Genomic DNA, 26,268 nt, shown 5'->3' on the forward strand with positions numbered 1-26,268 from the left:
TTTTGCGGATATTTATACGGGCTTGTTTTTTTTTCTGGAAGTATATATAAGTTAATTCGTTGACAAATAAAAATTTTCAGGGAGATGCTTATGGCGCTTGCCAAGCCTTACCCCCGTGCTTTAACTATTGCCGGATCTGATTCCAGTGGCGGAGCAGGTATTCAGGCGGATTTAAAAACCTTTGCTGCGCTGGGCGCATACGGTACCAGTGTGATTACAGCCATTACTGCACAGAATACTTTTGGTGTTCAGCAGGTTATGGTAGTACCACCGGATATGATAGAAGCGCAGTGTGCGGCAGTAATGTCTGATATTCGTATTGATGCAGTCAAAATTGGTATGCTGGCTGATATTGACAGCATCCGTACGGTTGCTCAATCACTGCAACAATATCATTTGCCCTTTACTGTACTGGATCCGGTCATGGTGGCTACTTCCGGTTCAGCTTTGTCGATTGAAAATACTGTGCAGACAATGAAGCAATTGCTGATGCCGCTGGCTGATATTCTGACACCTAATCTTTTTGAACTGTCTATCATGACACATAAGCCGATAGCCACTACGGATAAAGAAATGCTCGAGCAGGGACAGATTTTACTGGATGAAGGCTGTCATGCGGTACTGGTAAAAGGCGGGCACCGTAATAATTCTGAAGATGCTGCAGACTGGCTGATGGAACGGGATAATGAACCGGTATGTTTTAAAAGTCTCCGGATTCATACTTCACATACTCATGGTACCGGCTGTACTCTTTCAGCTGCGATAGCCGCTTTGCGACCACAGCATGAAAATCTGGCTAATACAGTTGCGGCTGCCAAAAGTTATGTACATGGTGCGATTGAGGCAGGGCAACACTGGCATCTGGGACATGGGTATGGTCCGTTAGCGCATTTCTGGCGTATAAGGCATGATTAGTAGTTTTGCCGCTATGCTAAAATTGGCAGCTTGACGGGTATAAGGCCGACTGCAAGGTATAAATTGCTTTTTTATCAGACAGGGGAAGTTTTAATGCAGACATGGCATCAGGCAATTGGTGCAGAAAAACAGCAACCGTATTTTCAGCATATTCTGGAAACAGTACGTGCTGAAAGGCTGGCCGGTAAGGTGATTTATCCGCCGGCACAAGATGTGTTCAATGCGTTTAAGGTAACTGAATTTGCTCAGGTTAAAGTGGTTATTCTTGGTCAGGATCCTTATCATGGTCCGCAGCAGGCGCATGGTTTGTCTTTTTCTGTACGGCAAGGTGTAGCCATTCCTCCTTCACTAGTCAATATATATAAACAACTGGCTGAAGATATACCCGGTTTTCGTATTCCGCAGCATGGTTATTTGCAGCACTGGGCAGAGCAAGGTGTATTGTTGCTTAATACCGTTTTAACCGTGCGCGCCGGTCAGGCACATTCACATGCAGAGCTGGGCTGGGAAACTTTTACCGACCATGTGATTGCTGTCTTAAATGCTGAACGTGAACATATTGTATTTATGCTTTGGGGCAGCCATGCCCAAAAAAAAGGTGCTATGATTGACCGGAAAAAACATCTGGTATTAACTGCACCTCATCCGTCTCCTTTATCTGCATACCGTGGTTTTTTCGGATGCAGGCATTTTTCACGGGCTAATGCATATCTGCAGGAGCATGGAATAAGCCCGATAGACTGGCAATTGTAAGATATCCGGCTGACCAGAAGCCGGCCTGATAAACAGTACGGTTGTGTTTTTGCCGGAAGCATCAATAAAACCATGTTAAATCTGAATCCGCAACAACACGAAGCTATTCACTATCTTGATGGACCATTACTGGTGCTGGCCGGAGCCGGCAGTGGTAAAACGCGTGTTATTACTGAAAAAATTGCTTATCTGATTACACAAGCACATTATCCTGCCCAGCAGATAGCTGCAATTACCTTTACTAATAAAGCGGCACGGGAAATGCAGGAGCGTGTTGGTCATTTATTAAGTAAATCGCAAACCCGCGGTTTAACTATATGTACTTTTCATTCGCTGGGTATGCGTTTTTTACGTGAGGAAGCAGCAGCTGCGGGATATAAAAAACAATTTTCTATTCTCGACAGTGCCGATGCGGGCAAAATCATCAGTGAATTACTGGGCAGTACCGGCAGGGAAATGGTGTTTAAAGCCCAGCATCAGATTTCACTGTGGAAAAATAGCCTGCTTTCTCCGGAAACTGTTATTCGGCAGGCTGATGATACGTGGACACATCAGATGGGGCAGTTATATGCCTCTTATCAGGATACTCTGACCAGCTATCAAGCAGTAGATTTTGATGATCTAATTCGGATACCGGTTGAGCTGCTCCAGTCACAGGCAGACATTCGCTATAAGTGGCAGCTTCGTTTGCGTTATTTGCTGGTAGATGAATGTCAGGATACCAATACCTGTCAGTATGCGCTGATGCGTCTGCTTACTGGTGCAGAAGGTAAGTTTACTGCCGTAGGTGATGATGATCAGAGTATTTATGCCTGGCGTGGTGCCAATATGGAAAATCTGCGTTTGCTGCAACAAGATTATCCGGATTTAAAAATTATTAAACTGGAGCAGAATTATCGCTCTACTGCACGTATTCTGCGTGTAGCCAATCAGGTGATTGCCCATAATCCCAAACTTTTTGCTAAAACATTATGGAGTGAATACGGGTTGGGTGACATGATTGATGTTATTGCCTGTAAAAATGAGGCTCATGAAGCTGATGTAGTCGTCAGCAGAATTGCTCATCAAAAACTGATTGGTGGTGATGCAGTACATTACCGGGATTTTGCGATTTTATATCGGGGTAATCATCAGGCGAGAGTTTTTGAAGAGGCATTGCGCAGCCGGAGAATTCCATACAGACTTTCAGGCGGACAAAGTTTTTTTGATAAGGCTGAAATCAAAGATGTTCTGGCTTATGTTCGTTTACTTGCGAATCCGGACGATGATCCGGCATTTCTGCGCGCAGTAACGACACCACGGCGAGGAGTAGGTGAAACCACACTGGCTAAGCTGAATAATTATGCCAAAGTGGCACAATGCAGTTTATTTGAAGCTGCACGCAGTATGGATGCACTGGCAGAGCTGTCAGCAAAAAGCCGTGAACCGTTACAGCAGTTTATGGCTTTGCTGGTTGATTATCAGGCACGTGCTACTGTGGAAGATGCCGGACAATTGTTGCACAGTTTGCTTGCCGATATAGCTTATGAAACACATTTGCTCAACACGGAGGAAGGACGGGCCGGAGAAATTAAATGGCGCAATGTGCAAGATTTGCTCAGTTGGATAGGCAAAAAAGGTGAAGAAGATGGCCGGAATATTCTGGAAATAGCCCAGACTATAGCGCTGATGACATTGCTTGATGGTAAAGAAGATGAAGATGCAGATATGGTGAGTATGTCCACTCTACATGCGTCTAAAGGTCTAGAGTATCCGCATGTGTTTCTGGTAGGCTGTGAAGAAGGAGTATTTCCGCATGCTGACAGTATCGAAGAAGACAATATTGATGAGGAACGCCGGCTGATGTATGTGGGTATTACCCGTGCACGGCAAACTCTTACTCTTACACATTGTCATAAACGCAAACGTGCTGGTTCCTGGGAATTTCATGAACCCAGTCGTTTTATTGATGAAATGCCGGGCGAAGATATTCGTTTGCTGGGACGTAAGGGCAGTGAACCCATTGTTAGTCAGTCGGAAGGTAAAAGTATTCTTGCCGGAATGATGGCACGGCTGGATAGCCTGCAATAGCAGTCTGTAACGTCATGTGGTTTGCACCATTACATGTTAAAATACAAATTGTTTGCTGCCTGTGCAGCTTGATTATGGAAAAAAATTATGAAAATCGCCAAAAATTCTGTTGTGATGCTGGATTATGAAATGTTTGATGCTGATAACCAGCTGATCGATAAAACTGAAGAACCGATTAGTTATTTACATGGTGGCTATGACGGTATTTTTCCATTAGTGGAAGAGCAGTTACATGATAAAATAATTGGCGATGTAGTGGATGTAACACTGGCACCCGACGATGCATTTGGCGAACAGGAAGAAGATCTGATTCGTATCGAACCATTGGATGTGTTCCCAGTTGAAGTTAAAGTGGGTATGATGTTTGAAGCGGATGATCCGGAAACCGGAGATGTAATGGTTTATCGTATTACCGATGTGGCTGATGGCAAAGCTGTAGTTGATGGTAATCACCCATTGGCTGGTCAGCGTATTCGTTTTAAAGCAACGGTAAAAGATATTCGCCCTGCTACTGAAGAAGAACTGGAACATGGTCATGTTCATGGGGCGCATGATCACCATCACCATTAAATTGCAGATATTATTCAATAATTAAATCAAAAGGAAGTTTTGCTGTATGCATAAACTTCTTTTTTTGATTTTTACTGGTAATATTCAGCACAATAATATTTTTATAATAAAATATTAGGAAATTGTTATGAAAATTACTAAAAATTCTGTAGTGACGATAGAATGGGAAATATTTGATCTTGATAATAAACTGATCGAAAAATCTCCAAAACCGTACAGCTATTTGCAAGGTGGCTATCGTGGTATTATGCCTATGGTGAAAGAACAGTTATATGATAAAACTGTTGGTGATATAGTCGATATAAAACTGGTGCCGGCTGATGCGTTTGGTGAAATTGATGAAGACCTTATTTTTGTTGATCAGCTGGATAATCTTCCGGGCAAAAAAGATGACATATATGTAGGGCTGCTATTAGAAATTAAAGACAGGAAAACTGGTGAAGTACGTCTATATCGTGTTACCGATGTGTCTGATAATAAAGCTGTAATAGATGGTAATCATCCTTTGGCCGGTCTTCATATACGTTTCAAAGCAGTTGTAAAAGATATTCGTCCGGCTACTGCTAAAGAACTGAAACGAGGTTCTGTTTAAGAGTAAATGGCGGTTAACTCTTAATAATTGCTTAGTTATTAAAATTATATAAAATAAAGGGAATTTTTGCTTTAAACAAAAACTTCCTTATGCAGTATTACTGATAATATTTCACATTATAATGGCATATAGGCTATCGTTGACACTGATTTACTGATTCACAGTATTAGATTCAGACGGTATGATAAAGCATGCATTCATTTTCTTATTAATGCCATTATGACTCCCGAACAAATTCTTGTTGCTGCCCGTCCGTATTCATTGTTTCTAAGCCGTCTGCTGGATAATCAATTACTTAATACAGACAAACTTTATCCCTGGCTGCAGCGGCAACTGACCATTGATGATTTCCGGAATTTCGCTGACTGGGCGCAATTACAGAGCAGTGAAAATGAAGATGAACTGGTACGCCAGTTACGCCTGCTGCGCCGTTATGTAATGGCACATATTATGGCTCGTGATTTGGCGCGGGTAAGCGATTTAAATGAAGTCACTGTAACCATTACCCATCTGGCGGATTTCGCTATAAATATTGCTGAGCAGTATGCACATGCCTACTATGCTGGTTTGTACGGACAGCCAATCGGTCAGTATAGCGGGGATAAGCAACGCCTTAGTATTGTAGGTATGGGGAAAATGGGTGGCTATGAGCTGAATGTATCTTCTGATATTGATTTAATTTTTGTGTTTCCGGAAGCTGGAGATACTGATGGTAAACGACAGAAGAGCAATCAGGAATTTTTTACAAAAGTCGGACAGAAAATCATTGCTCTTTTAAATGATATTACCGGAGATGGTCAGGTTTTTCGGGTTGATATGCGTTTGCGTCCAGATGGTGATTCCGGAGCACTGGTAATCAATGAAACCGCATTGGAACATTATCTGATTCAGCAGGGACGGGAGTGGGAGCGTTATGCATGGACAAAGGCACGTCTGGTCACTGACTATCCGAATAATATTGCAGCACTGGTACGACCTTTTGTGTATCGCAAATATCTGGATTTTAATGCTTATGACGGCATGCGCAACCTGCACCGGCAGATACAGCGTGAAGTTACCCGTAAAGGTATGGCCGATAATATCAAGCTTGGTGCCGGTGGTATCCGTGAGGTGGAATTTGTTGCCCAGATATTCCAGTTAATACGGGGCGGACAGGTACGCAGCCTACAATTAAAAGGTACACAGGAAACGCTGCATGCTTTACTTCAGCACGGAATGCTGTTGGATGATAGTGTCGATACATTACTGAAAGCCTATTATTTTTTGCGAGATACCGAACACCGGCTGCAATATTGGGATGACCAGCAAACCCAGATGTTACCAACTGGTGAAAAGCAGCAGCAAATGCTGGCACAAAGTATGGGATACAGCGACTACAAAGATTATCTGGCTGCCCTGAATCAGCACAGACAGGCTGTGCACCAGATTTTTGAAGCAATATTTACTGAACCGGAAGACAAAGCCAAAGTAAACGATCCAGATATGCTGCGTGTATGGCAGGATGAAAGTGACAACAAAGAAAAAATCGCTTTGCTGACTGCGCACGGGTTTGATGCAAAAAATGTATTGCAGCGGCTGCAACAATTGCATCATGGCAGTCAGTACCGGCAGTTATCGTCCACTGCACAACAGCGTTTTGACGAAATCATACCGTCAGTGCTTAGTATTGCCGCAAAATGTCCGCAAGCGGATGTTACTTTAGCCCGTTTACTGGATTTTCTTGAGGCCATCGGCCGGCGCAGCTCCTATCTGGCATTTATGCATGAGCATCCTGAGGCTCTGGAAAAACTGGCTAGTTTAATGAGCCAGAGTAGCTGGGTAGCTACTTATCTGCAGCAGCATCCGGTTTTGCTGGATGAACTGCTCAGCAATGAATTAATGCGTATAGATACTGATTGGGCAGCTCACTCGATTGAACTGGAGCATCAGCTTGATGAGTGTCATGGTGATGTTGAAGCCCAGATGGATGTTTTACGCCGGTTTCAGCATGCATGGACTTTCCGTCTGACTGTGCAGGATCTGGCTGGCTTGTGGACAGTTGAGTCCTTATCCGACCAGCTTTCCGCTTTAGCAGATCTGATTATTCAAACTGCACTTACAAGAGTGTGGACTGAGTTACCACGCAGGCATACTGATACTGCGCACTTTGCTGTGATTGGTTATGGCAAATTAGGCGGCAAAGAGCTGGGCTATACTTCTGATTTGGATTTGGTTTATGTATTTGATGATAATCATCCGGATGCTGTCGATACTTATACTCGTCTGGCACGCCGCTTGACCAGCTGGCTCACTGTTCCAACTGGCGCCGGCATGCTCTATGATATTGATTTACGTCTGCGTCCGAACGGAGATTCCGGTTTTACCGTCACACATATACAGGCTTATGAGCGCTATGAACGTGAAAGTGCATGGACATGGGAACATCAGGCTTTGACACGTGCCCGCTTTATTGCCGGAGACAGTATAGTTGGCAGACGCTTTGATGCTGTACGGAATGAGATACTGTGTCGTCAGCGTGATGCAGAGCAGCTTCGGAAAGAAATTATTGCCATGCGCGAAAAAATGTTCCCTACACATCCGCCAGTTGACAGTAACGTGAAATATGCCCGCGGCGGTGTCGTTGATGTAGAATTCATTGTGCAGTATCTGATTCTGTCTTTTGCACATCAGTATCCGCAATTATTACAAAATTATGGCAATATTGCTTTACTCAGTATTGCTGCTAAGCTGGGGCTGATTGACACTAAACTGGCGGAAGGCAGCCGTACTGCGTATCGTTATTATCGGCAGCTACAGCATAACACCCGTCTTCGTGACGCAGTCACTACGCCCATAGATGCTTCCTTACTTGAATATTATCAGGTAGTGAAGAAACTATGGAAACAGGTATTTGCCGCCGAACCGTCGAAGTAAATATTTTATCTGTCGGTTTTCACTTCCGCTAAATATAAAATCCTTATTCATCAGTTAAATTCCATCGTTATGCTGCTTGATATGAACAAAGCAGACAGCTACAATCAAAGGTCGCACTAGCTTTCAAACTGGTCTACTGTAGTGAACCAACTGATATTTGACTTTGACGATCGTAGCTATCCCGGATTTGATAAATTTCTTGGCCATACCAATGCGGAACTGATTTATGTGTTACAGCATCAGGCTGACCCGTTTATCTTTGTCTGGGGGGAAGCAGGCAGTGGTAAAAGCCACTTGCTCAAAGCATGGGTGGCTCAAGCACAGTCACGCGGGCTGAAAGCTGAATATGTTGATGCAGCTAGAGAAGGCCTGGGACACTGGCTGTTCGATCTGGACTGTGTTGCCGTAGACCAGATTGAATTACTCAGTGCCACTGAACAGCAGCAACTATTTTCTCTTTTCAATCATTTTCGCAACAGCCGACACGGTAATCTGCTTTTAAGTTCAGCAATTCCTCCTCAGCAGCTAATGATCCGTGAAGATTTACGTACACGCATGGCCTATTGTCTTGTCTACGAAATCAAACCATTAAGTGATGAAGAAAAATTCAATGCTCTGGTAGGCATGGCTCATGCAAGGCAAATACCGGTTGATGCAGAAGTAATCCGCTATTTGCTGGCTCACTGGCGCAGAGATCTGGATAGCTTGCTGCTGATGCTCAATACCCTGAATGATTATTCACTGGCGCAGGGTCGACGCATCACTCTTACATTATTGCGCCAGTTACTTAAACAACAGGAAAATGCATGAATCTGGCTATTTTTGACCTTGACCACACACTGATTAACTGTGATTCAGATAATGAATGGCCGAAGTATCTGATGCAAAAAGGACTGGTAGATAAATCGTTTGTTGACATGAAAAACGACAAATTCTACCAAGATTACCTGAATGGCTGTCTGGATATTGATGAATTTCTAAAATTCCAGCTTGCACCACTGGCGCGCTTTAGCCGCGCAGAGTTGGATGAAATGCATAATGAGTATATGCGTGATTTTATCGTGCCGCATATTTCTACTATGGCTAAAATGCTGGTTCAAGGACACCGCGATGCTGGTGATGAAATGCTGCTTTTGTCTGCTACTAATGAATTTATTATCGCACCCATTGCAAAAGCGTTTGGTATTCAGAATATTATCGGCGTGCAGTTAGAAACAGATGCAGACGGTAACTATACCGGACACTATACAGGTACGCCCAGTTTTAAAGAAGGCAAAGTTACCCGCTTGCAGCAGTGGCTAGCACAGCGCGGACAGCAGCTGGAAGATTTTAGTAAAGTGTATTTTTATAGCGATTCGCATAATGATTTGCCCTTGCTCAATTTGGTAACTGATCCGGTTGCCGTTAATCCTGATGATAAACTGGTGCAGTATGCCCATCGCCATGGCTGGCCGATACTGAATTTTATGTAATGATGTATCATAACTTTGGCAAACAGCGGAAAATTTATTCAAAATTTCTGGATTAGAAATTATATTTCCTGAAATAAATGGTAGTGTTGAATATAATAACTTAGCAGTAAAAGTGGTTCCAAAAATTACAGAGGAAGAAAAATAAAATTTTGTGGATGAGTGATTGAACTATGTAATATGAATGATTTATTTACCTTCATTTTTATCAGCCAGAATTCATCAATCACCTTATCCACTAAACGAGAGAGTTTTTGAAATCTTAGCTTAGCAAAGATAGTAAGGAGTATCAGTGGTGTTGAATGAGGAAAAACCAGTGGTATGCGCCTTGGTCAATTGGAATAATGGATCGGTATAATTTTGAATTGGCTAAACTGGTCGTAACATCAGAATTTCAAAGTAAGCATATTGGTGCAAAGTTTATAGAGGTTGTCATAATCAAAGTCAGAGAGCAGGGAGAAAAAAGCTCTATTCAAGCTATACTAGCTTGAAGCCTACATACAACTCTATCAGTAAGCTGGTTTTAAAAAAAACTGAACATACAAGTGTTTTTAAGAAGTCAATATTCAAATGGTGCTGAATTTGTAAAATTACATTACGAATACATTAAAATTTTTATACATAAAAACATACAAAGAATAAGTTGGCTTATTTTTACAAATAAGCTGATTTATTTACGATATATAAATATATATAGTTATATAGTTTCTGCATAAATTTTTACTGAAATTAATTAAAAAAGTGTGTTAATTTAGTTAAAACGTAAATCTAATAAAATTATTTTATAGTAAGTATTATTTAAATAAAAATTATGGTTACTTTAGCTCAAGGTACTATTTTAAGTAATGAGAAATTATGTGAATTGTTTCTTTGCTCACCTCAAGGGGGGATGCGCAAATCAAACAGAACGAATACATTGGTGCTCATCACTAATCATATAAATTCTATATATAACGATATATGGAAAGATGATATTTTATACTATACAGGTATGGGGCAATTGGGAGATCAGTCTTTAGAATCTGCACAAAATAAAACCTTAGCCAATATTGAAAACAATGGTGTAAAAGTGCATTATTTTGAGGTTTTCAAAACAAATGAGTACACTTATATAGGTGAAATGCTTAAAGCCAGTGAGCCCTATACAGCACAGCAATTAGATGTAGAAAAACAATGGCGGCAAGTTTATATTTTCCCTCTTCGTTTAAAGGCAGGGGGACTTCCTAATGAAGTTATAAATCATTATGAGAATGAGAAATTATCTTCAATAAAAAGCTTATCTGATAAAAAGCTGTTAGTTAAAATTCGACAGCAAAATGATGGAGCTAAACAAACTAAAACCAGTAAAATGACGGTTAAAGTGCCACGTTATCGACGCAGTATGGAGTTAGCAGAGTATGTAAAGCGTCAGGCTAAAGGTCATTGTGATTTGTGTGAACAACCTGCTCCTTTTACTAATAAAGAACATCAACCTTATTTAGAATGTCATCATATAATATGGTTATCACAGAATGGTGCGGATACACTAGATAATATAGTTGCACTTTGCCCAAATTGCCATCGAAAAATGCACATAGTACAAGATGAGAACGATATCAAAAGATTAATTAATATTGCTTATCAACGTATGCAAGAATTGGATCATAAAAGCTGATTTAGAGAATCATTTATTTTCATAGTTAGATATGTTTATTCAATTTGGTATTTACGATAAACAGATAAATAAAATCTTTCATATTAATAAAATTTCTGTCGCCGGCCGGTATTATGAATACCCGCCAGCATTACCGACGGCATTATTCTTACAATACAAGAATCGCGCGAAAGTCATTGATATTGGTTAATGTCGGCTTTGTTATCAGTAATTGTCCGGTTGTACTAAAAAAATCATATGCATTATGATTATTCAGCATGTCGTGTGCTGATATTCCGGCTTGTTCGGCACGGAGTAATGTATCAGGTGTTATCCATGCTCCGGCATTATCTTCGCTGCCATCAATACCATCTGTATCGGCAGTCAGTGCATAAATATTGTTTGCTCCATTCAGAGCAATAGCCAGTGCCAGTAAAAATTCAGTATTACGACCGCCGCGTCCTTGTTGCCGGTTTAAGGTAACAGTGGTTTCTCCACCACTGAGAATCAGCAAAGGTTTATTGCGCTGATGCCGGTTTTGCTGAAACAGAGCGATTCCGGCCATCACCTGAGCCACTTCACGTGCTTCGCCGCCTATACGGTCTCCCAGATACAGTACTTCAATACCCTGATGGATTGCCCGGTTTTGCACAGCAGTAAATACCTGATCAGGACTAATAATAATGTGAGCACTGCTGTTCTGAAGATTTTTAGGTGTTTCAGCCTCTGCTTTGTTTAAATAGGCGATAACACTTGCAGGGAGGTCGATTTGGTATTGATTTACAATACGTTTAATATCAGCCAACGTGGTAGGATCGGGCACACCTGCGCCGGAGCCTATGGTACTGATATCATCACCAACTACATCTGAAATAGCCAGAGTGGTGATATGTGCTGGTGCTGCTGCGGCAGCCAGTCGGCCGCCTTTGATGCGAGAAAGATGTTTCCGCAGCGTATTCATGGCGTCTATGGGAACACCATTACTAAGTAACTGGCGGTTAATATATTGCTTATCAGCCAGTGTGATACTGCTAACCGGCAGTGTGGTCAGAGCGGAAGCGCCACCTGAAACGAGATAATAAACCTGATCCTGCGGATTTAATCCGCTAACAGCATTAAGTAAGGCCTGAGCAGCAGTCTGTCCGGCAGAGTCCGGTAGAGGATGACTGGCTTCCAGTACTTTGATGTGCTTTGTAGGAATGCTGTGTCCGTAACGGGTAACAACGACACCGGATAGTGGCGGATAGTCTTGCGGCCATATTCTTTCCCATTCAGCCGCCATGGCAGCAGCAGCCTTGCCTGCACCGACAACTATTACCCGTCCGCATGGATTTTTCTGTGGTATCCAGTTACTCATTTTATTCACCGGACTGGCTTCTTCGATCGTATAGCAAAATAATTGCTGTAAAAAGCTGATGGCATTATCGTGGCTGAGCATACAGTTGTCCCCTTAAATTTTATTTGAGTTTTAGCGGTTTTTAGCAGTTTCAAATTTTTCTGCCAGAAAATCAATAAAGCTACGCACTTTAGCACTGAGAAATTCACGATTCATATAGGCTGCATACAGTGTATGGCTTTCCGGACAAGCAATGTGTTCGATGGTTTCTAAACGTTTGTGTTGTATATCTTCTCTCACCATCCATTCAGGTAAGTATGCCAGCCCCATATGATTAAGCGCCATCTGGTGTATCAGCAGAGCACTGTTACTGGTACAGGCAGGAATAAGCGGTAAATCAAGATGAACATATTGTGGTAACAGACCATAATGCTGTTTCAGGTCTGCTACAGTATGCGGAATGCCGTATTTTTGCAGATATTTTGGGCTGGCTACCCATAAAAAATCAATGCGGGTAATCGGTTTAACGATGAGATTGGGTTCAGGGTTATTGGTGACACGTAAAGCAAGATCAATACCTTCTGCAACCAGGTCGGTACGCCGGCTGTCCAGATTAACGGATAAACTCACTTCTGGAAATTGCTGTCGGTATTCAGACAGAATTTCACCAAAATGGCGTGAAGCACACCAGTTTGGAGCAGTAATTTTAAGTAAGCCCTGCGGTTTGACCGTACCAGCCTGTGCAACACGTTTGGCTTCGGTAAGTGTATCCAGTGCTTCTACGCAGCGATGATAGTATTCCTGTCCGGCTTCGGTAAGGCTGATGCGGCGGCTAGTACGGTTGAGTAGTTTAGCCTGAATGTTTTTTTCCAGATGATGCAGGTGTTTACTGGCCATCGCTGTAGAAATATCCATAAATTCAGCTGCTTTAGTAAAGCTGCCTAACTCTACTACGTAACGGAAAACCCACATGCTTTGTAATGTGTCCATTTTGTTTCTTTAAAGGAAATAATTATTGAATAAAAATGATATCGTTTCTTTTTAGTAAATTCAATACACTATTTTTATGTTTTTATGAATAAATTTTATAAATTAATATGATTAAGATAAATAAAATTCATACTATTGATACTGAATTTGCTTTGAGATTATTGTGTCTGGTAACAGCATTTTTTATACAGTATGCTCGGCAAAATTCTGACTGTGGTTATTTTCTATGACTGACGGAAATGAATCAATAGTATTATTTTCGGTAACAGATGTTGCTGATATGCTGAAATGATTAGGAAATATTCTGCTGAAGATTGGTTTATTTGTGCAAACTGCGGTTTTTATTTTGGGCAGATAGATGGTTGCAGCTTGTTTGTTTTTCATGTTCATCCAAACAACATTGATACCTTACTGACACCTATACTAAATCAGGGTGAGCAGGCAGTATTATACTGGTTTATTTTTCTGTATTTGTTTGTTGCCGGAGGTGGTCATTTTACGGCAGAGAATCGGTTTAAATATTGGCAGATTATCACTAGATTGGCGTTTTTAGTTGAAAGCTTGTTTTATATACCTGATAAAATTCTAATTATATACATTGGGTTATGTATGTTAAGCGCAAAATTAGATTACTTAATACTGAATATAAATTTAAGCGAGGATGGATAATAAGTCTGCATTAATTAAAATTGATTATTGTAGTAAAAGTATTTACTTTAATTGAATTTAATATCATTTCAATTAAAAAATATTCAATAAATTTTTTCATTAATATTTTTAATGCATAAGCATAAACAGGCTTTTAAAGTTCTAGAAAATATTCATTATGAATGATAGATTAAATATGATATTTACAATGTACAGTGGTTGATTATACTGGTAATAAAGCGGTGTGTGATTTTGTTAAATAACGCTATAATGTGAATAATTTTTATCTTGGTAATATTGAATAAATTGCTCAGATAAAAGTGACTTTATTTAGCGTGCTCTTTTAAGAAAAGCTTATTGGTGTTGAAAACCTAAGACTGAGAAAAGATATGGATGAATTAATTAAAGAAGCAGCATTACATTTTCACGAAGAACCCCGACCGGGTAAAATTCAGATTACACCGACAAAACCATTGGCTACTCAATATGATTTGTCACTGGCTTATTCACCGGGTGTGGCTGCACCGTGTATGGAAATTCACCGTGATCCCCTGAATGCATACAGATATACTGCACGCGGTAATCTGGTTGCTGTTATTTCCAACGGTACAGCGGTACTTGGTTTAGGTAATATCGGAGCACTGGCCGGAAAGCCGGTAATGGAAGGTAAGGGGGTTCTGTTTAAAAAATTCGGTGGTATTGATGTATTCGATATCGAAATTAATGAAACTGATCCGGACAAACTGGTAGATATTATTGCTTCACTGGAGCCGACATTCGGCGGTATTAACCTTGAAGATATTAAAGCACCGGAATGTTTTTATATTGAGAAAAAACTGCGTGAACGCTGCAATATTCCGGTATTCCATGATGATCAGCATGGTACAGCTATTATTACTGCTGCAGCAATTAAAAATGCTCTTGAAGTTGTTGGTAAAGATATCGGTCAGGTCAAGCTGGTATGTTCCGGTGCCGGTGCAGCAGCAATTGCCTGTCTGGAACTGTTGGTTGCTCTGGGTATGAAGCGTGAAAATATCACTGTGTGCGATTCAAAAGGTGTGATTTACCAGAATCGTGAAGAAAACATGGTGGAATCAAAAAAACTGTTTGCTATCCCGGATAACGGTCAGCGGAAACTTGCTGATGCTGTTCATGATAAAGATATTTTCCTTGGATTATCTGGTCCGAATGTATTGAGCGTGGATATGCTCAAAACAATGGCTAAAGATCCGATTATTCTGGCCATGGCCAACCCGACTCCGGAAATCTGGCCACCTGAAGCTAAGGCTGCACGACCGGATGCGGTAATTGGTACCGGCCGTTCTGATTTTCCGAATCAGGTAAATAATGTTTTATGCTTCCCGTTTATTTTCCGTGGTGCGCTGGATGTTGGTGCAACTACCATTAATGAACAGATGAAGCTGGCCTGTGTGCATGCTATTGCAGAACTGGCCAAAGCTGAGCTGAGTGATGAAGTCTCAGCTGCTTATGGCAATACAGAGCTTTCTTTCGGACGTGAATATCTGATTCCGAAGCCATTTGACCCTCGTCTGATTGCTGTAGTGGCGCCTGCTGTAGCCAAAGCCGCTATGGATTCCGGTGTCGCAACCCGTCCGATTGATGATATGGATGCTTATGTAGAGAAACTCAGTCAGTTTGTCTATAAATCCAGTCTGTTTATGAAACCGGTATTCTCTCAGGCGAAAAAAGAACTGAAACGTGTGGTATTATGTGAAGGTGAGGATGAGCGTGTTCTGCATGCCACTCAGCACATTGTCAACCACAAGCTGGCCTTCCCGATTCTGATTGGCCGGCCGGCAGTAATTGAAGCTCGTTCGAAAAAACTGGGTCTGACTATACAGCCAGGCAAGGATTTTGAGATTGTTAATAATCAGGATGATCCTCGCTACCGTGAATACTGGCAGGCTTATTACGAGCTGCGTAAACGTCACGGTGTCACCGAGGAAATGGCACGGCGCCGGATGATTAGCAGTTCTACTCTGATTGGTGCAATGCTGGTACGAATGGGCAGTGCTGATGCATTACTGTGTGGCACGGTAGGTCGTTTCCATGATCATTTCAATATTCTGGAAGAAGTAATTGGCTATAACAATCCTGAACAGAATGCCTGTGCTATGAATGCACTGATTATGACCTCAGGTAATATGTTTATTGCTGATACCTATGTTAATCCGGAACCGACTGCGAAGCAGATTGCTGCTAATACACTGATGTGTGTTGATGAAATGAAACGTTTTGGTATAGAACCAAAAGTGGCTTTGTTGTCCAATTCAAACTTCGGTTCACTTGATCAGCCAAGCAGCACCAAAATGCAGGAAGCGCTTGCTTTAATTAAAGAGGCAGCTCCGGAGCTAAACGTTGATGGTGAAATGCAGGGTGATCTGGCACTGGATGAAAAACTGCGTCAGAAACTGATGCCGGACTGCAAACTCAAAGGTGCTGCAAACTTATTGGTAATGCCGAATGTTGAAGCAGCGAATATCAGTTACAATCTATTACGTACTTCATCTCATGGCGTAACGATTGGCCCGATCCTAATGGGTATGAATGAATCTGTACATATTGTAACTCCTATGGCTTCTGTACGCCGTATAGTAAATATGGTGGCTTTGGCTGCTGTAGATGCCCAGCGTAAATAATCGCTGAATTTTGGAAGAGTCTGCAGGCTGTCTGTGTTTTCAGACAGCCTTTTTGTGTCAATTATGGAGACAGTTTATGAGTAATGTGTCAGCACCCCAAACTGCACCTAACTATATTACTCCTGCAGGATATCAGGCTTTACAGGATGAGCTTTACCATCTGGTTCATAAAGAACGCCCCGAAATTGTTAATGTTGTGAACTGGGCTGCCGGTAATGGTGACCGAAGTGAAAATGGTGATTATTTATATGGAAAACGCAGATTGCGTGAAATTGACCGGCGTATTCGGTTTCTGACTAAAAGACTGGAAGCCGCGCAAGTTATAGATCCGGAGACACGTGAACCCAGTGATCAGATTTTTTTTAGTGCTACTGTAACTATTTTGCGCGGCAATGGTCAGGAGCAGACTGTACATATTGTTGGTACAGATGAGATTGATACCAGTAGAAATAAAATTTCCTGGGTATCACCGCTTGCACGTGCTTTATTGAAAGCTCATGAGGGTGATGAAGTACGTCTGCATGGTCCTGAAGGAGTGGAAAATATCGAAGTATTGACAGTGGAATATATTCGTATTGATTAATATTCACATCTTTCTAATAATAATGTTAATATTCTGGGTAAAAGTTAATTTTTGCAATGTTTATACTGAAATATTGCCATAATAATTTATTTGTAAAATAAATTTCATATGAATTGTGCTGAACTGATTATCTATAAGTACTTTCATAATGACAAACTTAATATCAATGCCGAATTCTTTATAACTGTGTTAAAACATGAACCCAAAACTTGATCCTGTTTTCAAACAACTCAATGCTCTTATTTTAGGTAAACAAGAATTATTAATACAAATTGTTACCTGTGTACTGGCTCGCGGTCATATCCTGCTTGAAGATGTGCCCGGTGTTGGTAAGACTACTCTGGCACAAGCACTGGCTGCTGTAATGGGATTAAATTACCAGCGCGTACAATTCACTAATGATATGTTACCTGCTGACTTACTTGGTGTTAGTATTTTTCAGCCAAAATCCAACGAATTTATTTTTCATCCTGGTCCGGTTTTTAATTCTTTTTTACTGGCAGATGAAATCAACCGTGCTTCTCCCAAACTGCAATCGGCTTTGCTTGAAGCCATGGAAGAAGGGCAGGTTTCTGTAGATGGTAAAACCTATGTGCTGCCGAAACCATTTCTTGTAGTTGCTACCCAGAATCCGACAGAACAGCTGGGTACTTATCCTTTACCTGAATCGCAGCTGGACCGGTTTATGATGTGTCTGAGTATCGGCTATCCGGCAGAAAAAGAAGAAAAACAGCTCTACATCTCAGGCGGGCGTCGCCAGTTTGTGCCACGCCTTAAAGCTGTATGCAATGCGGAAATATTACAGCAATGGCAGGCAGAAGTATCCAAAATTAATTTATCAGCAGCCGCTGCAGATTATATTTATCGGCTGGTTGCTGCTACGCGGAATCCGGGTACATTTGCAGTCGGACTGAGTCCTCGCGCCGGATTGGCTGTAGTACAGGCCGCCAAGGCCTATGCATGGATTCAGGGGCGGGCACATGTCGTTCCTGAAGATGTGAAAGCAGTATGGGTGGCTGTGGCCGCACACCGGCTGCAACCACTGCAAAGCCAGAACAGAAGTAGTACTTTACTTTCAGGAATGCTGGATCATGTGGCTGTTGTCTGAGGCACCCGTTCCTACACTTATTGACGGGCATACACCTTTACGGGCACGTAGTGTACGTGTCAATCTGACGCGTATGGGCTGGGGCATGGTTATTGCCTGTATCCTGTTATGGATTATGGCCGTTAATTATCAGGTGAATGTAGCTTATGCGCTAGTATTCTGGTTATTAGGCATATTATTGTTCGGAGCACTTGCCGGTATTCGTCAGTTAACCGGGATAGTATTAACGATTGAACCACAACCAGAATATTATGCCGGTAAAGAATGCGTACTGACTTTGCGAGCCTGTGACAGCTGTAAACGTACACGCTGGTTATGGCTTCAAACAGCACAGGAAATAACAGGCACAGCCAGTGACTGGGAATTGTGGACAATTACACCGGAAAATACAGATTTTCTCTGGGCATTACCGCCCCAGAAACGCGGTATCCTGCCACGGTTATTATTAGCCGGAGCAAGTATGGCACCGTTTGGGTTATTAATGATTAAAACTCAATGGGAATTTACTGATGAGGTTATTATTTTTCCAGAACCTGTAGAACATACCAGTCCGATTGCACGCACCAGTGATAATGAACCTGGAACTTTAATCAGTCTGAGCGGTCAGGATCCGGCTTATTTGCTACCACATCAGAATACAACTTCATTGCGGCAGATTGCATGGAAGCACTATGCCAAGACAGGTAATTTACTTGATAAATATTTTGAACAGGGAGGAAAACGGGTACAGCCATTACTGATTTCCTATCGGGATTATCCGCCAGGAACCAGCATGGAAAAAATGGCCAGTATGATGTGTTATCGGGTATTGGCAGCAGATGCAAGCGGGGAGAAATATGTGCTTGAATTGCCACGGCAGCGCTATGAAGTAACGACTGGTCAACGGATAAAATGTTTGAATGCTTTAGGTAGATGGTAATGTGGCTTGCTGATCCGGTTTTTTTACGTAAATCTCCTCCTGTACGCACTCAGTTTATTTTATTGATTATGCTGGCGTGGGTGGCTTTACCCTTATTATTTGATTTGCCACTAAGTGTTGGCGCTGCATTCGCATTGTTGTGGATGGGGCGCATTGCTCTGCTGTTTACCAGTATTAAAAAATTACCATTATGGGCACTGGTAATATTGCTGCTTGCTACTTCTGTATGGGTATATTTTCGTGTTGGAACAATTATTGGCCGGGATGCCAGCGTTTCCCTGCTAATGTTGATGATAGTACTCAAAGCATTTGAGGGTGAAACCTTACGCGACTGGCAAATATTATTGTTAGCACAGTTAATCCTGATGGGTGGAGGGCTGCTGTTTAATCAAAGTATATTAATGGCACCCTGGCTGGTTGTGGCGTTGTTCTGTCTGATTTCATCTCTGGGGTTACTGGCGGGTATCAAACCGGTGACGGCAATACGGCAGGGTGCTTTGATTTTAATTTTGTCTTTTCCACTGGCCGTTATTTTATTTATGGTGGTGCCACGCAAAGATACGCCATTATGGGGTGTGCCGCAGCCGCAGCAATCAGCAGTTACAGGATTGTCGGATACTCTTGAATCAGGAAATGTCAGCAATCTGATTCTGAGTAATGAACTGGCTTTCAATGTTATCTTTGATAATGATGTTATTCCACGCAATGCTGATATGTATTGGCGTGTGATGGTAATGGGTAAAAATGAAAACGGGATATGGCATGCGGTAAAAGAGCAATATACTGATGAAGATACTTTACAACTACCCGGCAGAGCTTTGCTGGCACAACAAGCTAATAGCAAAATGGTAGGGTATCAGCTGTTCATTCAGGATGATCATGGTCGTATACCGGCGCTGGATCAGCCCTTACCTGATGTTCAGGCTGATTTAAGCCGGCGTGTGGGTAATGTTGTCAGAGTCAACAGCAGTCGCGAAGGTCTGCGCCGGATACATTTATATTCTCAGATGACTCCATACCTGCGTCAGCAAATGGACCAAGCTTTACTGAATTATTATACCCAGTTACCGGCAAGGCTTAATCCTGAAACCCGCAGACTGGCACAACAGCTGGCTGGAAAATCCAAAAGCAGTGAAGAGTTTATTCGTCATATACTAACTTATTTTAAAAGCTCTCATTTTCAATATACTTTAACACCGAAACGCAATCAGGAGACACAAAATAAAACAGACTATTTTTTATTCGAGGGGCGTGAAGGTTTTTGTGAAGACTATGCAGATGCTATGGTATGGCTGGCTCGTTCAATTGGTGTACCGGCACGAATCGTAATTGGTTATCAGGGAGGAGAGTATCACCCTGACAATAAGTTCTGGCAAATTCGCAGTAAGGATGCACATGCATGGACTGAAATCTGGATTGCAGAAAAAGGACTATGGAAGCGGGTAGACCCGACCAGCGCCGTTTCTTCAGTGCGTGTAGACAAAGGGGTAGAAAGTGCTTTACCGGCTGCACAGGGTGCCGGTTTGGCTCCAGTTTATCCGTTATTGCAGAAATATCTGGATAATGGTCAGTTTTACTGGCAGCAATGGGTGGTTAATTATGATACCGGCAGTCAGAAGTCAATACTTAGCTGGCTGAATTTAAAAGATATACCTGTGTATGTACTGATAATAGTTATTGTAATTGCAATTATCATTACAGCACTCCCGCTGGTTTTCTGGTTACGTCGTCAGGGTAATGCGCAGTCACAGCCATTAACTGATGGAATTAATTTGCTTAAACAGGCTGTTATAGAAGGTGGAGAATCAGAAATATCCGCTATCGGACCACTTGAGTTAGAGGATATTCTCGCAAAGCATAATTTACTTAATGATGATTTAATTGCACTACTGAATCAGTATATAGACTGGCAATATGGGGCAACAGGGATGCCGGACAAAAGGAGCCAGCGCAAATGGCTGCGTAAAATGAAACAGGCAGTACGTAACCTGTAGATTTTGTTATTAATCTGTTTTGATTAAAAAATTTTCAAACAGATATTAAATATTGAAACAAAAATTACCCGGCTATCAATGTATCAGAAGTCGGGTAGTTTATTATTATATTAAAATACCATATTATTTTTAGAGTAAGAAATTTTCAGAATTATCCTGTAAAACCTGATTTCCGAATTACCTCTAATAAATAATTTTTATTTGAATTGAAAAATAACAATATTTTAAATTCTTTAGAATAAAATAAATAATTAATTTTAATGTATAATTATTTAATTTTAAAAAAACATAAAATTAAAATAGAGTGTTGTTAAAAATATAATATTTTTTAATTTTGGTGTTGCTTTAAGATTGTTGACGCCGCCGGATAATTGTATTTTGTATCACTAAAATTTTATTTCATATTAATGGCTATCTTTATGAATTAGAAAAATATTTTGTGTTAAATGTATAAAAATTTTTGATGTCTATTTTCAAAATGTCAGAAGAAAAAAGAAATAAAGAATATTAATTAGCCACAGTGCCAGACTTTTTTTCCTAAAATTATAAAGTTATCTAGATGATTATAAGAAATTTTAATAGTTTCATAATCACCATTTGAGCTTATGAGATTTATACCATCAACAGTTTGACGGATTTATCTTATAAAAAAATGTTTATTGTAAATAATAGCATATGTTTCACCATCAACAGGTTCAACATCATTAGTGTTTATCATAACAATATTGTTATTTTCCAAGTTAGGAGCCATGCTGTTACCTTTTACATGCATAGCACGCAAATCATCAGAGATTAAATTTTTTGATTTGAACCAATTATTATTTATGAGTAGGGGTTCTTCAAATTCTGATAAAACCCAATTGATATTTTCATGATTTTTTGATAAATCAATATTGTATATCATAATTTTTTCATATCCGTCACTAGGACCGGGGTTTTCAGTTAGTTTTGGATTTTCATCTGTTTGTATAAAATTTTTCCCTGTATATAGCCATGTAACCGTTACTCCTAAAATTTTTGCTACTTCCTCTAACCGTTTTCTTTTTGGAGCTGTGGCTTTAGCTTCATCTTTATTTTCCCATAGTTGGATAGCTGTAATTGATATATTTAACTTCTCTGCTAATTCAGCTTGGGTTAAACCTTTATTAGTTCTAGCTTGTCTAATACGGCTATGAATAGTGTGCATAAATTTTGACTTATTTTTTATTTCAAATGATAAGAGATTCAAAAATATAATTAAATTATTAATTTAAATAATTATTTTTGATTAATGTGTAAAAAAGTGCCCGCTGTATCAATCTGTCAGCGGGCCTGTTAAAAGGTTTAGATGTTATTTTTGATCATATCGATAACTTCTTTGCCTTTACCTTCGAGGATAGCTTTAGAACCATACCAAACCATGTTTTTCACATTTTCATAGCTGATTGCCGGCGGCATTATCAGTTCTTTATCACTGATTACAACATCCAGTAATGCCGGACCTTCGTGTGCAAGGAATGTTTTTACAGCAGCCTCCAGCTCAGAAGATTTGCTTACGCTTTGGGCACTGAAACCACAGCCTTCTGCAATGGTTTTGAAGTCTCCGTTTTTCAGGTCAACATAGACTTCTACCAAACCTTCGCCTTTTTGTTCCTGCTCCACGAAGTTCAGGGAACTGTTGTTGAAAACAACTATTTTAATCGGCAGATTTTCCTGTTTGGCAGTAAGCAGATCACCCATCAGCATGGCTAAACCGCCATCTCCGGATAAAGAAATGACTTGTCTGCCCGGAAAGGCTTTCTGGAAACCATAAGCCTGAGGCATACCGTTTGACATGGTGCCGTGTTTAAGGCTGGTCAGGAAGCGTCGTTTGCCATTCATGGTTAAATAACGGGCTCCCCACAGCATTGGAGTTCCTACATCTGCGGTAATCAATGCATCATCACTGGCATACTTATCTATCAATTCTATTAGTTGCTGTGGGTGAATTGGATGTTTGTCATCCGGAGTGGCATACGTTTCAAATTTATCCATAATTTTGGCAAATAAAGCGGTATGGTGCTCCAGAAAACTGCTGTCGTTACGAGTCTGTATTTTCGGCAAAATTGTTTGCAGAGTGGTTTTAACATCACCAACCAGCCCCAGATTAATCGGGTGACGCAAGCCTAACTGAGTAGCTTCATGGTCAATCTGGATGATATTTGCCTTTTCCGGATAATATTCAGACCATGCAAAGCTGCAACCGAGTAATAACAAGGTATCGCAGTTTTTGATTGCATCATAACCAGCCTTAGTACCAAACATCCCGGTCATACCCACCTGATAAGGGTTATCCCAGGCAATGCTGTCTTTAGCACGGGAAGTGTGTACAACTGGTGCCTTTAGTTTTTCTGCCAATGCAATTACTTCATCATGTGCATCTTTAGCGCCAAAACCAGCGTAAATGGTGATTTTATTTCCCTGATTAATCGCTTTAACCAGTTCTTCTATTTCGTTATCATTCGGGCGGGTAACTGGCTGCGGGCACCATATTTTTATTGGTTTTTCAGCTACTTCCATTTTACTGATATCGCTAGGCAGGATGACAACTGCTACACCGCGTTTATTAATGGCGGCCTGTGCGGCCTGAGTGAATATACGCTGAGCTTCTTCCGGCTGGTTTACCATCTGGCAGAAAACGCTTGTATCCTGATAGACTTTGAGGAAATCCACTTCCTGCGGGAATCCGGTGCCCATAGAAGTGGCAGCCAGCTGACTGGCAATAACGATTACTGGTGCATTATTGCGGTTGGATTCGTATAAGCCGTTAATCAGATGCAAGCTGCCAGGACCACAGGAACCAGCACATGCAGTAAGTTTGTTTGTAATCAGAGCTTCAGCGCCGGCAGCAAAGGCAGCTGCTTCTTCGTGACGTGTATGCACCCAATTAATACTACTTTTTTCTATCGCTTTGCCAACAAAGTTCAGCGTATCACCGATGATGCCGTAACAGTTGCTGACACCGGCTTCGGTAAGAACATCAACCAATATTTCTGATACAGTTTTCGTTTTAGACATGCTGTATTTCCTCTTAAAATTGATTATTTATTTCAAAAATAATAAAGTAAATATTTTCTTACTATTTATTTATATAACCATATGTTATAAATAAATAAAATTTTTATATTAATTCTTTATCAATATTGTTTGTATTGTAATATTGTGTAATCAACAAAACAAGATTATTGTTGAAAATCATTTAAAATCGATATTTTCGAATAAATTTTTATAAAAATGGCAGCCTTTATGTTTTGCCGGCTGCCAAAAAACCGCTTATTAATCAGATTGCGCGGTCATCAAACAATGGAATGCGGGTAATCCGGCTAATGCTGTGCATATAATCCAGCACCGGCGCAGTCCATTCGATTCCTTTGACCATAGTCATATTGCGCAGTAAGGGAAATAAAAGAATATCTTCCATTCCAAAAGTACCATTACTACCATGATCATTCACAATCAACGGCGATAGTGCAATCAGATCGGCATTGAACCGGTTAATATAGGTTTGACTATTTTGTAAATGATGCTGAAAATCACCAAAAATAGCAGTTTTTTTGTTGATGAAATAATTGATGGCATTCTGAGTAGCAAACTCAGGCAGGTTGATACTGATGCAGCGCGGTAAAGTCAGGAAATTGCGGTAAGTATCAACAATTTTTATCCAGCCCTCAATTTCAGGCCGTACTGTATTGTTTATAAGAGTAGTACCAGAAAGCTGGTCAATGTAGTGAACGATATCCAGACTTTCACCCATGGCAGTACCATCATCTTTTACCAGAATTGGTACCATTTTTTTTCCGATTAATTTATTCGGAGTGTCTTCGTCATCATTCAGCAGATAGATATTTTCTACCGGTACTATTTTTTTACCGAATACCATTCTGGCTCGTACACAGTAGGGACAATGGTCATAAATATAAAGTTGCATTCAGATTTCCTTTTCGGATTTAGTGTGTTGATTAAATGTACAATATACAAAAAATATCATGTTTTAATATTTATACTGATAGTTTCGTATTGTTAAATAAGCGATAAATACTGTCAGGTAACAATAATACTGATTAAAATAATCTGTTATTGTAGATTGTGTATTACAAATATTAATTAATATTATACATATATTAATTAAACTTAGTTTACGGTTTTTTCATGAGTTGCGATGTCTTTAATCAAAATCTGGATTTTTTTCAAAACTTACAATTACATTTGGCTGATGCCCTGGCAAAAGAAGATGGTACTGCGGGGTTTGTAACAGATGAATGGTCTGGCAAATTGGGAAACGGGCGCAGTATGGTTCTCAAACAAGGAGCTGTGTTTGAACAGGCTGGCGTTAATTTTTCTCATGTTAAAGGTACCGCTATGCCGGCTTCAGCTGTGCGAAAACGCCAGTATCTGGCAGGAGCTCCTTATGAAGCAATGGGGGTGTCACTGGTGGTGCATCCGTGTAATCCATATGTACCTACCAGTCATGCGAATGTACGCTTATTCATTGCATATCCGGAACGCAGTAACCCGGTTTGGTGGTTTGGCGGCGGTTTTGATTTGACCCCTTTTTATCCATTTATTGAAGATATAGTGCATTGGCATAAGGTTGCTTATGATGCGTGTCTGCCTTTTGGTGAAACGGTATATTCAGAATTTAAAGAGTGGTGTGACCGTTATTTTTATCTGCCTCATCGGCAGGAACAGCGAGGCGTAGGAGGATTATTTTTTGATGATTTAAACCGCTGGGATTTTGCTCGTTGTTTTGCTTTTATACGAGCAATAAGTGCTGCTTATTTACAAGCTTATCTGCCTATTGTGGCGCGGCGCAAAAATATGGATTTTGGCGAGCGTGAACGTCAGTTTCAGTTATACAGGCGCGGACGTTATATTGAATTTAATTTATTGTGGGACAGAGGCACTCAGTTTGGTTTACATGCCGGCGGGCGAACAGAATCTATTTTGATGTCTATGCCGCCTTTAGCCCGCTTTGAATATCAGTATGAACCGGTACCTGGTTCTGCTGAAGCCGGTCTGGCCGGATATTTACAGGCGCGTGACTGGCTGGCAGAAGCAGAAAACTGTCTGGTTTGAGTAGTAAAATTATTATATATA

At 40.8% G+C, this 26,268-nt stretch carries 21 protein-coding genes; 16 read left to right on the forward strand and 5 right to left on the reverse strand.

What is annotated here, in order from left to right; genetic code table 11:
- The first annotated feature begins 90 nt into the window (after window positions 1-90).
- The 9 genes from thiD to GY065_RS03560 all read left to right on the forward strand — a co-directional run bounded on the left by thiD (window position 91) and on the right by GY065_RS03560 (window position 10,936).
- Entirely contained in the window at window positions 91-915 is an 825-nt protein-coding gene (thiD, locus tag GY065_RS03520) for a bifunctional hydroxymethylpyrimidine kinase/phosphomethylpyrimidine kinase (RefSeq protein ID WP_174833090.1), read from the forward strand.
- 93 nt (window positions 916-1,008) lie between these two features.
- Window positions 1,009-1,668 (forward strand): uracil-DNA glycosylase, encoded by a 660-nt coding sequence (gene ung, locus GY065_RS03525; protein ID WP_174833091.1) that lies wholly within the window; start codon window positions 1,009-1,011, stop codon window positions 1,666-1,668.
- 72 nt (window positions 1,669-1,740) lie between these two features.
- A complete protein-coding gene (rep, locus tag GY065_RS03530) occupies window positions 1,741-3,738 on the forward strand; it encodes a DNA helicase Rep (protein WP_174833092.1) in 1,998 nt (665 codons plus the stop codon).
- Window positions 3,739-3,825: 87 nt separating this feature from the next.
- Window positions 3,826-4,308 (forward strand): peptidylprolyl isomerase, encoded by a 483-nt coding sequence (locus GY065_RS03535; RefSeq protein ID WP_174833093.1) that lies wholly within the window; start codon window positions 3,826-3,828, stop codon window positions 4,306-4,308.
- A gap of 127 nt (window positions 4,309-4,435) precedes the next feature.
- Complete coding sequence (locus GY065_RS03540) at window positions 4,436-4,900, forward strand: peptidylprolyl isomerase (RefSeq protein ID WP_174833094.1); 465 nt, start codon at window positions 4,436-4,438, stop codon at window positions 4,898-4,900.
- 219 nt (window positions 4,901-5,119) lie between these two features.
- A complete protein-coding gene (gene glnE, locus GY065_RS03545; RefSeq protein WP_174833095.1) occupies window positions 5,120-7,813 on the forward strand; it encodes a bifunctional [glutamate--ammonia ligase]-adenylyl-L-tyrosine phosphorylase/[glutamate--ammonia-ligase] adenylyltransferase in 2,694 nt (897 codons plus the stop codon).
- A gap of 141 nt (window positions 7,814-7,954) precedes the next feature.
- On the forward strand, window positions 7,955-8,623 hold the full coding sequence (gene hda / locus GY065_RS03550; RefSeq protein ID WP_025330353.1) for a DnaA regulatory inactivator Hda: 669 nt from the start codon (window positions 7,955-7,957) through the stop codon (window positions 8,621-8,623).
- Window positions 8,620-9,285: an HAD family phosphatase gene (locus tag GY065_RS03555; protein WP_174833096.1), complete on the forward strand. Its 666-nt coding sequence runs from the start codon at window positions 8,620-8,622 to the stop codon at window positions 9,283-9,285. The genes hda and GY065_RS03555 overlap by 4 nt, the downstream gene beginning before the upstream one ends.
- An 808-nt stretch (window positions 9,286-10,093) precedes the next feature.
- On the forward strand, window positions 10,094-10,936 hold the full coding sequence (locus tag GY065_RS03560; RefSeq protein WP_202984031.1) for an HNH endonuclease: 843 nt from the start codon (window positions 10,094-10,096) through the stop codon (window positions 10,934-10,936).
- A gap of 148 nt (window positions 10,937-11,084) precedes the next feature.
- Here GY065_RS03560 and GY065_RS03565 read toward each other — a convergent pair whose 3' ends face one another.
- A complete protein-coding gene (locus GY065_RS03565) occupies window positions 11,085-12,353 on the reverse strand; it encodes a glycerate kinase (protein WP_174833097.1) in 1,269 nt (422 codons plus the stop codon).
- 30 nt (window positions 12,354-12,383) lie between these two features.
- Complete coding sequence (locus GY065_RS03570; protein ID WP_174833098.1) at window positions 12,384-13,241, reverse strand: LysR family transcriptional regulator; 858 nt, start codon at window positions 13,239-13,241, stop codon at window positions 12,384-12,386.
- 288 nt (window positions 13,242-13,529) lie between these two features.
- On the opposite strand from GY065_RS03570, the gene GY065_RS03575 reads away from it, so the two are divergent.
- The 6 genes from GY065_RS03575 (at window position 13,530) to GY065_RS03600 (ending at window position 21,153) form a co-directional block, all read left to right on the forward strand.
- On the forward strand, window positions 13,530-13,910 hold the full coding sequence (locus GY065_RS03575) for a hypothetical protein (RefSeq protein ID WP_174833099.1): 381 nt from the start codon (window positions 13,530-13,532) through the stop codon (window positions 13,908-13,910).
- A gap of 368 nt (window positions 13,911-14,278) precedes the next feature.
- The gene (locus GY065_RS03580) at window positions 14,279-16,549 is read left to right on the forward strand and encodes an NADP-dependent malic enzyme (RefSeq protein WP_174833100.1); all 2,271 of its coding nucleotides are present in this window, start codon (window positions 14,279-14,281) and stop codon (window positions 16,547-16,549) included.
- Window positions 16,550-16,625: 76 nt separating this feature from the next.
- On the forward strand, window positions 16,626-17,132 hold the full coding sequence (gene greB / locus GY065_RS03585) for a transcription elongation factor GreB (RefSeq protein ID WP_174833101.1): 507 nt from the start codon (window positions 16,626-16,628) through the stop codon (window positions 17,130-17,132).
- Between the two features lie 196 nt (window positions 17,133-17,328).
- Window positions 17,329-18,240 (forward strand): MoxR family ATPase, encoded by a 912-nt coding sequence (locus GY065_RS03590; RefSeq protein ID WP_174833102.1) that lies wholly within the window; start codon window positions 17,329-17,331, stop codon window positions 18,238-18,240.
- Complete coding sequence (locus GY065_RS03595; protein WP_174833103.1) at window positions 18,224-19,159, forward strand: DUF58 domain-containing protein; 936 nt, start codon at window positions 18,224-18,226, stop codon at window positions 19,157-19,159. Before GY065_RS03590 ends, GY065_RS03595 begins: the two co-directional genes overlap by 17 nt.
- A complete protein-coding gene (locus tag GY065_RS03600) occupies window positions 19,159-21,153 on the forward strand; it encodes a transglutaminaseTgpA domain-containing protein (RefSeq protein ID WP_174833104.1) in 1,995 nt (664 codons plus the stop codon). Before GY065_RS03595 ends, GY065_RS03600 begins: the two co-directional genes overlap by 1 nt.
- A gap of 637 nt (window positions 21,154-21,790) precedes the next feature.
- Here the strand turns inward: GY065_RS03600 and GY065_RS03605 are convergent.
- The 3 genes from GY065_RS03605 to grxB form a co-directional block, all read right to left on the reverse strand.
- Window positions 21,791-22,339, reverse strand: coding sequence for an XRE family transcriptional regulator (locus tag GY065_RS03605; RefSeq protein ID WP_174833105.1), 549 nt, complete (start codon window positions 22,337-22,339; stop codon window positions 21,791-21,793).
- A 137-nt stretch (window positions 22,340-22,476) separates the two neighbouring features.
- A complete protein-coding gene (locus GY065_RS03610) occupies window positions 22,477-24,189 on the reverse strand; it encodes a thiamine pyrophosphate-dependent enzyme (protein WP_084562654.1) in 1,713 nt (570 codons plus the stop codon).
- A 262-nt stretch (window positions 24,190-24,451) separates the two neighbouring features.
- A complete protein-coding gene (gene grxB, locus GY065_RS03615) occupies window positions 24,452-25,099 on the reverse strand; it encodes a glutaredoxin 2 (protein ID WP_174833106.1) in 648 nt (215 codons plus the stop codon).
- 221 nt (window positions 25,100-25,320) lie between these two features.
- On the opposite strand from grxB, the gene hemF reads away from it, so the two are divergent.
- Window positions 25,321-26,247, forward strand: coding sequence for an oxygen-dependent coproporphyrinogen oxidase (gene hemF / locus GY065_RS03620; protein WP_174833107.1), 927 nt, complete (start codon window positions 25,321-25,323; stop codon window positions 26,245-26,247).
- Window positions 26,248-26,268: the final 21 nt, after the last annotated feature.

Source organism: Snodgrassella sp. ESL0323 (genome assembly GCF_013346865.1).
Lineage (GTDB): Bacteria > Pseudomonadota > Gammaproteobacteria > Burkholderiales > Neisseriaceae > Snodgrassella > Snodgrassella alvi.

Excerpts from the sequence above, each read along its gene's own strand:
- thiD (WP_174833090.1), top strand. The coding sequence starts at position 91 with ATGGCGCTTGCCAAGCCTTACCCCCGTGCTTTAACTATTGCCGGATCT.
- ung (WP_174833091.1), top strand. The coding sequence starts at position 1,009 with ATGCAGACATGGCATCAGGCAATTGGTGCAGAAAAACAGCAACCGTAT.
- rep (WP_174833092.1), top strand. The coding sequence starts at position 1,741 with ATGTTAAATCTGAATCCGCAACAACACGAAGCTATTCACTATCTTGAT.
- GY065_RS03535 (WP_174833093.1), top strand. The coding sequence starts at position 3,826 with ATGAAAATCGCCAAAAATTCTGTTGTGATGCTGGATTATGAAATGTTT.
- GY065_RS03540 (WP_174833094.1), top strand. The coding sequence starts at position 4,436 with ATGAAAATTACTAAAAATTCTGTAGTGACGATAGAATGGGAAATATTT.
- glnE (WP_174833095.1), top strand. The coding sequence starts at position 5,120 with ATGACTCCCGAACAAATTCTTGTTGCTGCCCGTCCGTATTCATTGTTT.
- GY065_RS03555 (WP_174833096.1), top strand. The coding sequence starts at position 8,620 with ATGAATCTGGCTATTTTTGACCTTGACCACACACTGATTAACTGTGAT.
- GY065_RS03560 (WP_202984031.1), top strand. The coding sequence starts at position 10,094 with ATGGTTACTTTAGCTCAAGGTACTATTTTAAGTAATGAGAAATTATGT.
- GY065_RS03565 (WP_174833097.1), bottom strand. The coding sequence starts at position 12,353 with ATGCTCAGCCACGATAATGCCATCAGCTTTTTACAGCAATTATTTTGC.
- GY065_RS03570 (WP_174833098.1), bottom strand. The coding sequence starts at position 13,241 with ATGGACACATTACAAAGCATGTGGGTTTTCCGTTACGTAGTAGAGTTA.
- GY065_RS03575 (WP_174833099.1), top strand. The coding sequence starts at position 13,530 with ATGATTAGGAAATATTCTGCTGAAGATTGGTTTATTTGTGCAAACTGC.
- GY065_RS03580 (WP_174833100.1), top strand. The coding sequence starts at position 14,279 with ATGGATGAATTAATTAAAGAAGCAGCATTACATTTTCACGAAGAACCC.
- greB (WP_174833101.1), top strand. The coding sequence starts at position 16,626 with ATGAGTAATGTGTCAGCACCCCAAACTGCACCTAACTATATTACTCCT.
- GY065_RS03590 (WP_174833102.1), top strand. The coding sequence starts at position 17,329 with ATGAACCCAAAACTTGATCCTGTTTTCAAACAACTCAATGCTCTTATT.
- GY065_RS03595 (WP_174833103.1), top strand. The coding sequence starts at position 18,224 with ATGTGGCTGTTGTCTGAGGCACCCGTTCCTACACTTATTGACGGGCAT.
- GY065_RS03600 (WP_174833104.1), top strand. The coding sequence starts at position 19,159 with ATGTGGCTTGCTGATCCGGTTTTTTTACGTAAATCTCCTCCTGTACGC.
- GY065_RS03605 (WP_174833105.1), bottom strand. The coding sequence starts at position 22,339 with ATGCACACTATTCATAGCCGTATTAGACAAGCTAGAACTAATAAAGGT.
- GY065_RS03610 (WP_084562654.1), bottom strand. The coding sequence starts at position 24,189 with ATGTCTAAAACGAAAACTGTATCAGAAATATTGGTTGATGTTCTTACC.
- grxB (WP_174833106.1), bottom strand. The coding sequence starts at position 25,099 with ATGCAACTTTATATTTATGACCATTGTCCCTACTGTGTACGAGCCAGA.
- hemF (WP_174833107.1), top strand. The coding sequence starts at position 25,321 with ATGAGTTGCGATGTCTTTAATCAAAATCTGGATTTTTTTCAAAACTTA.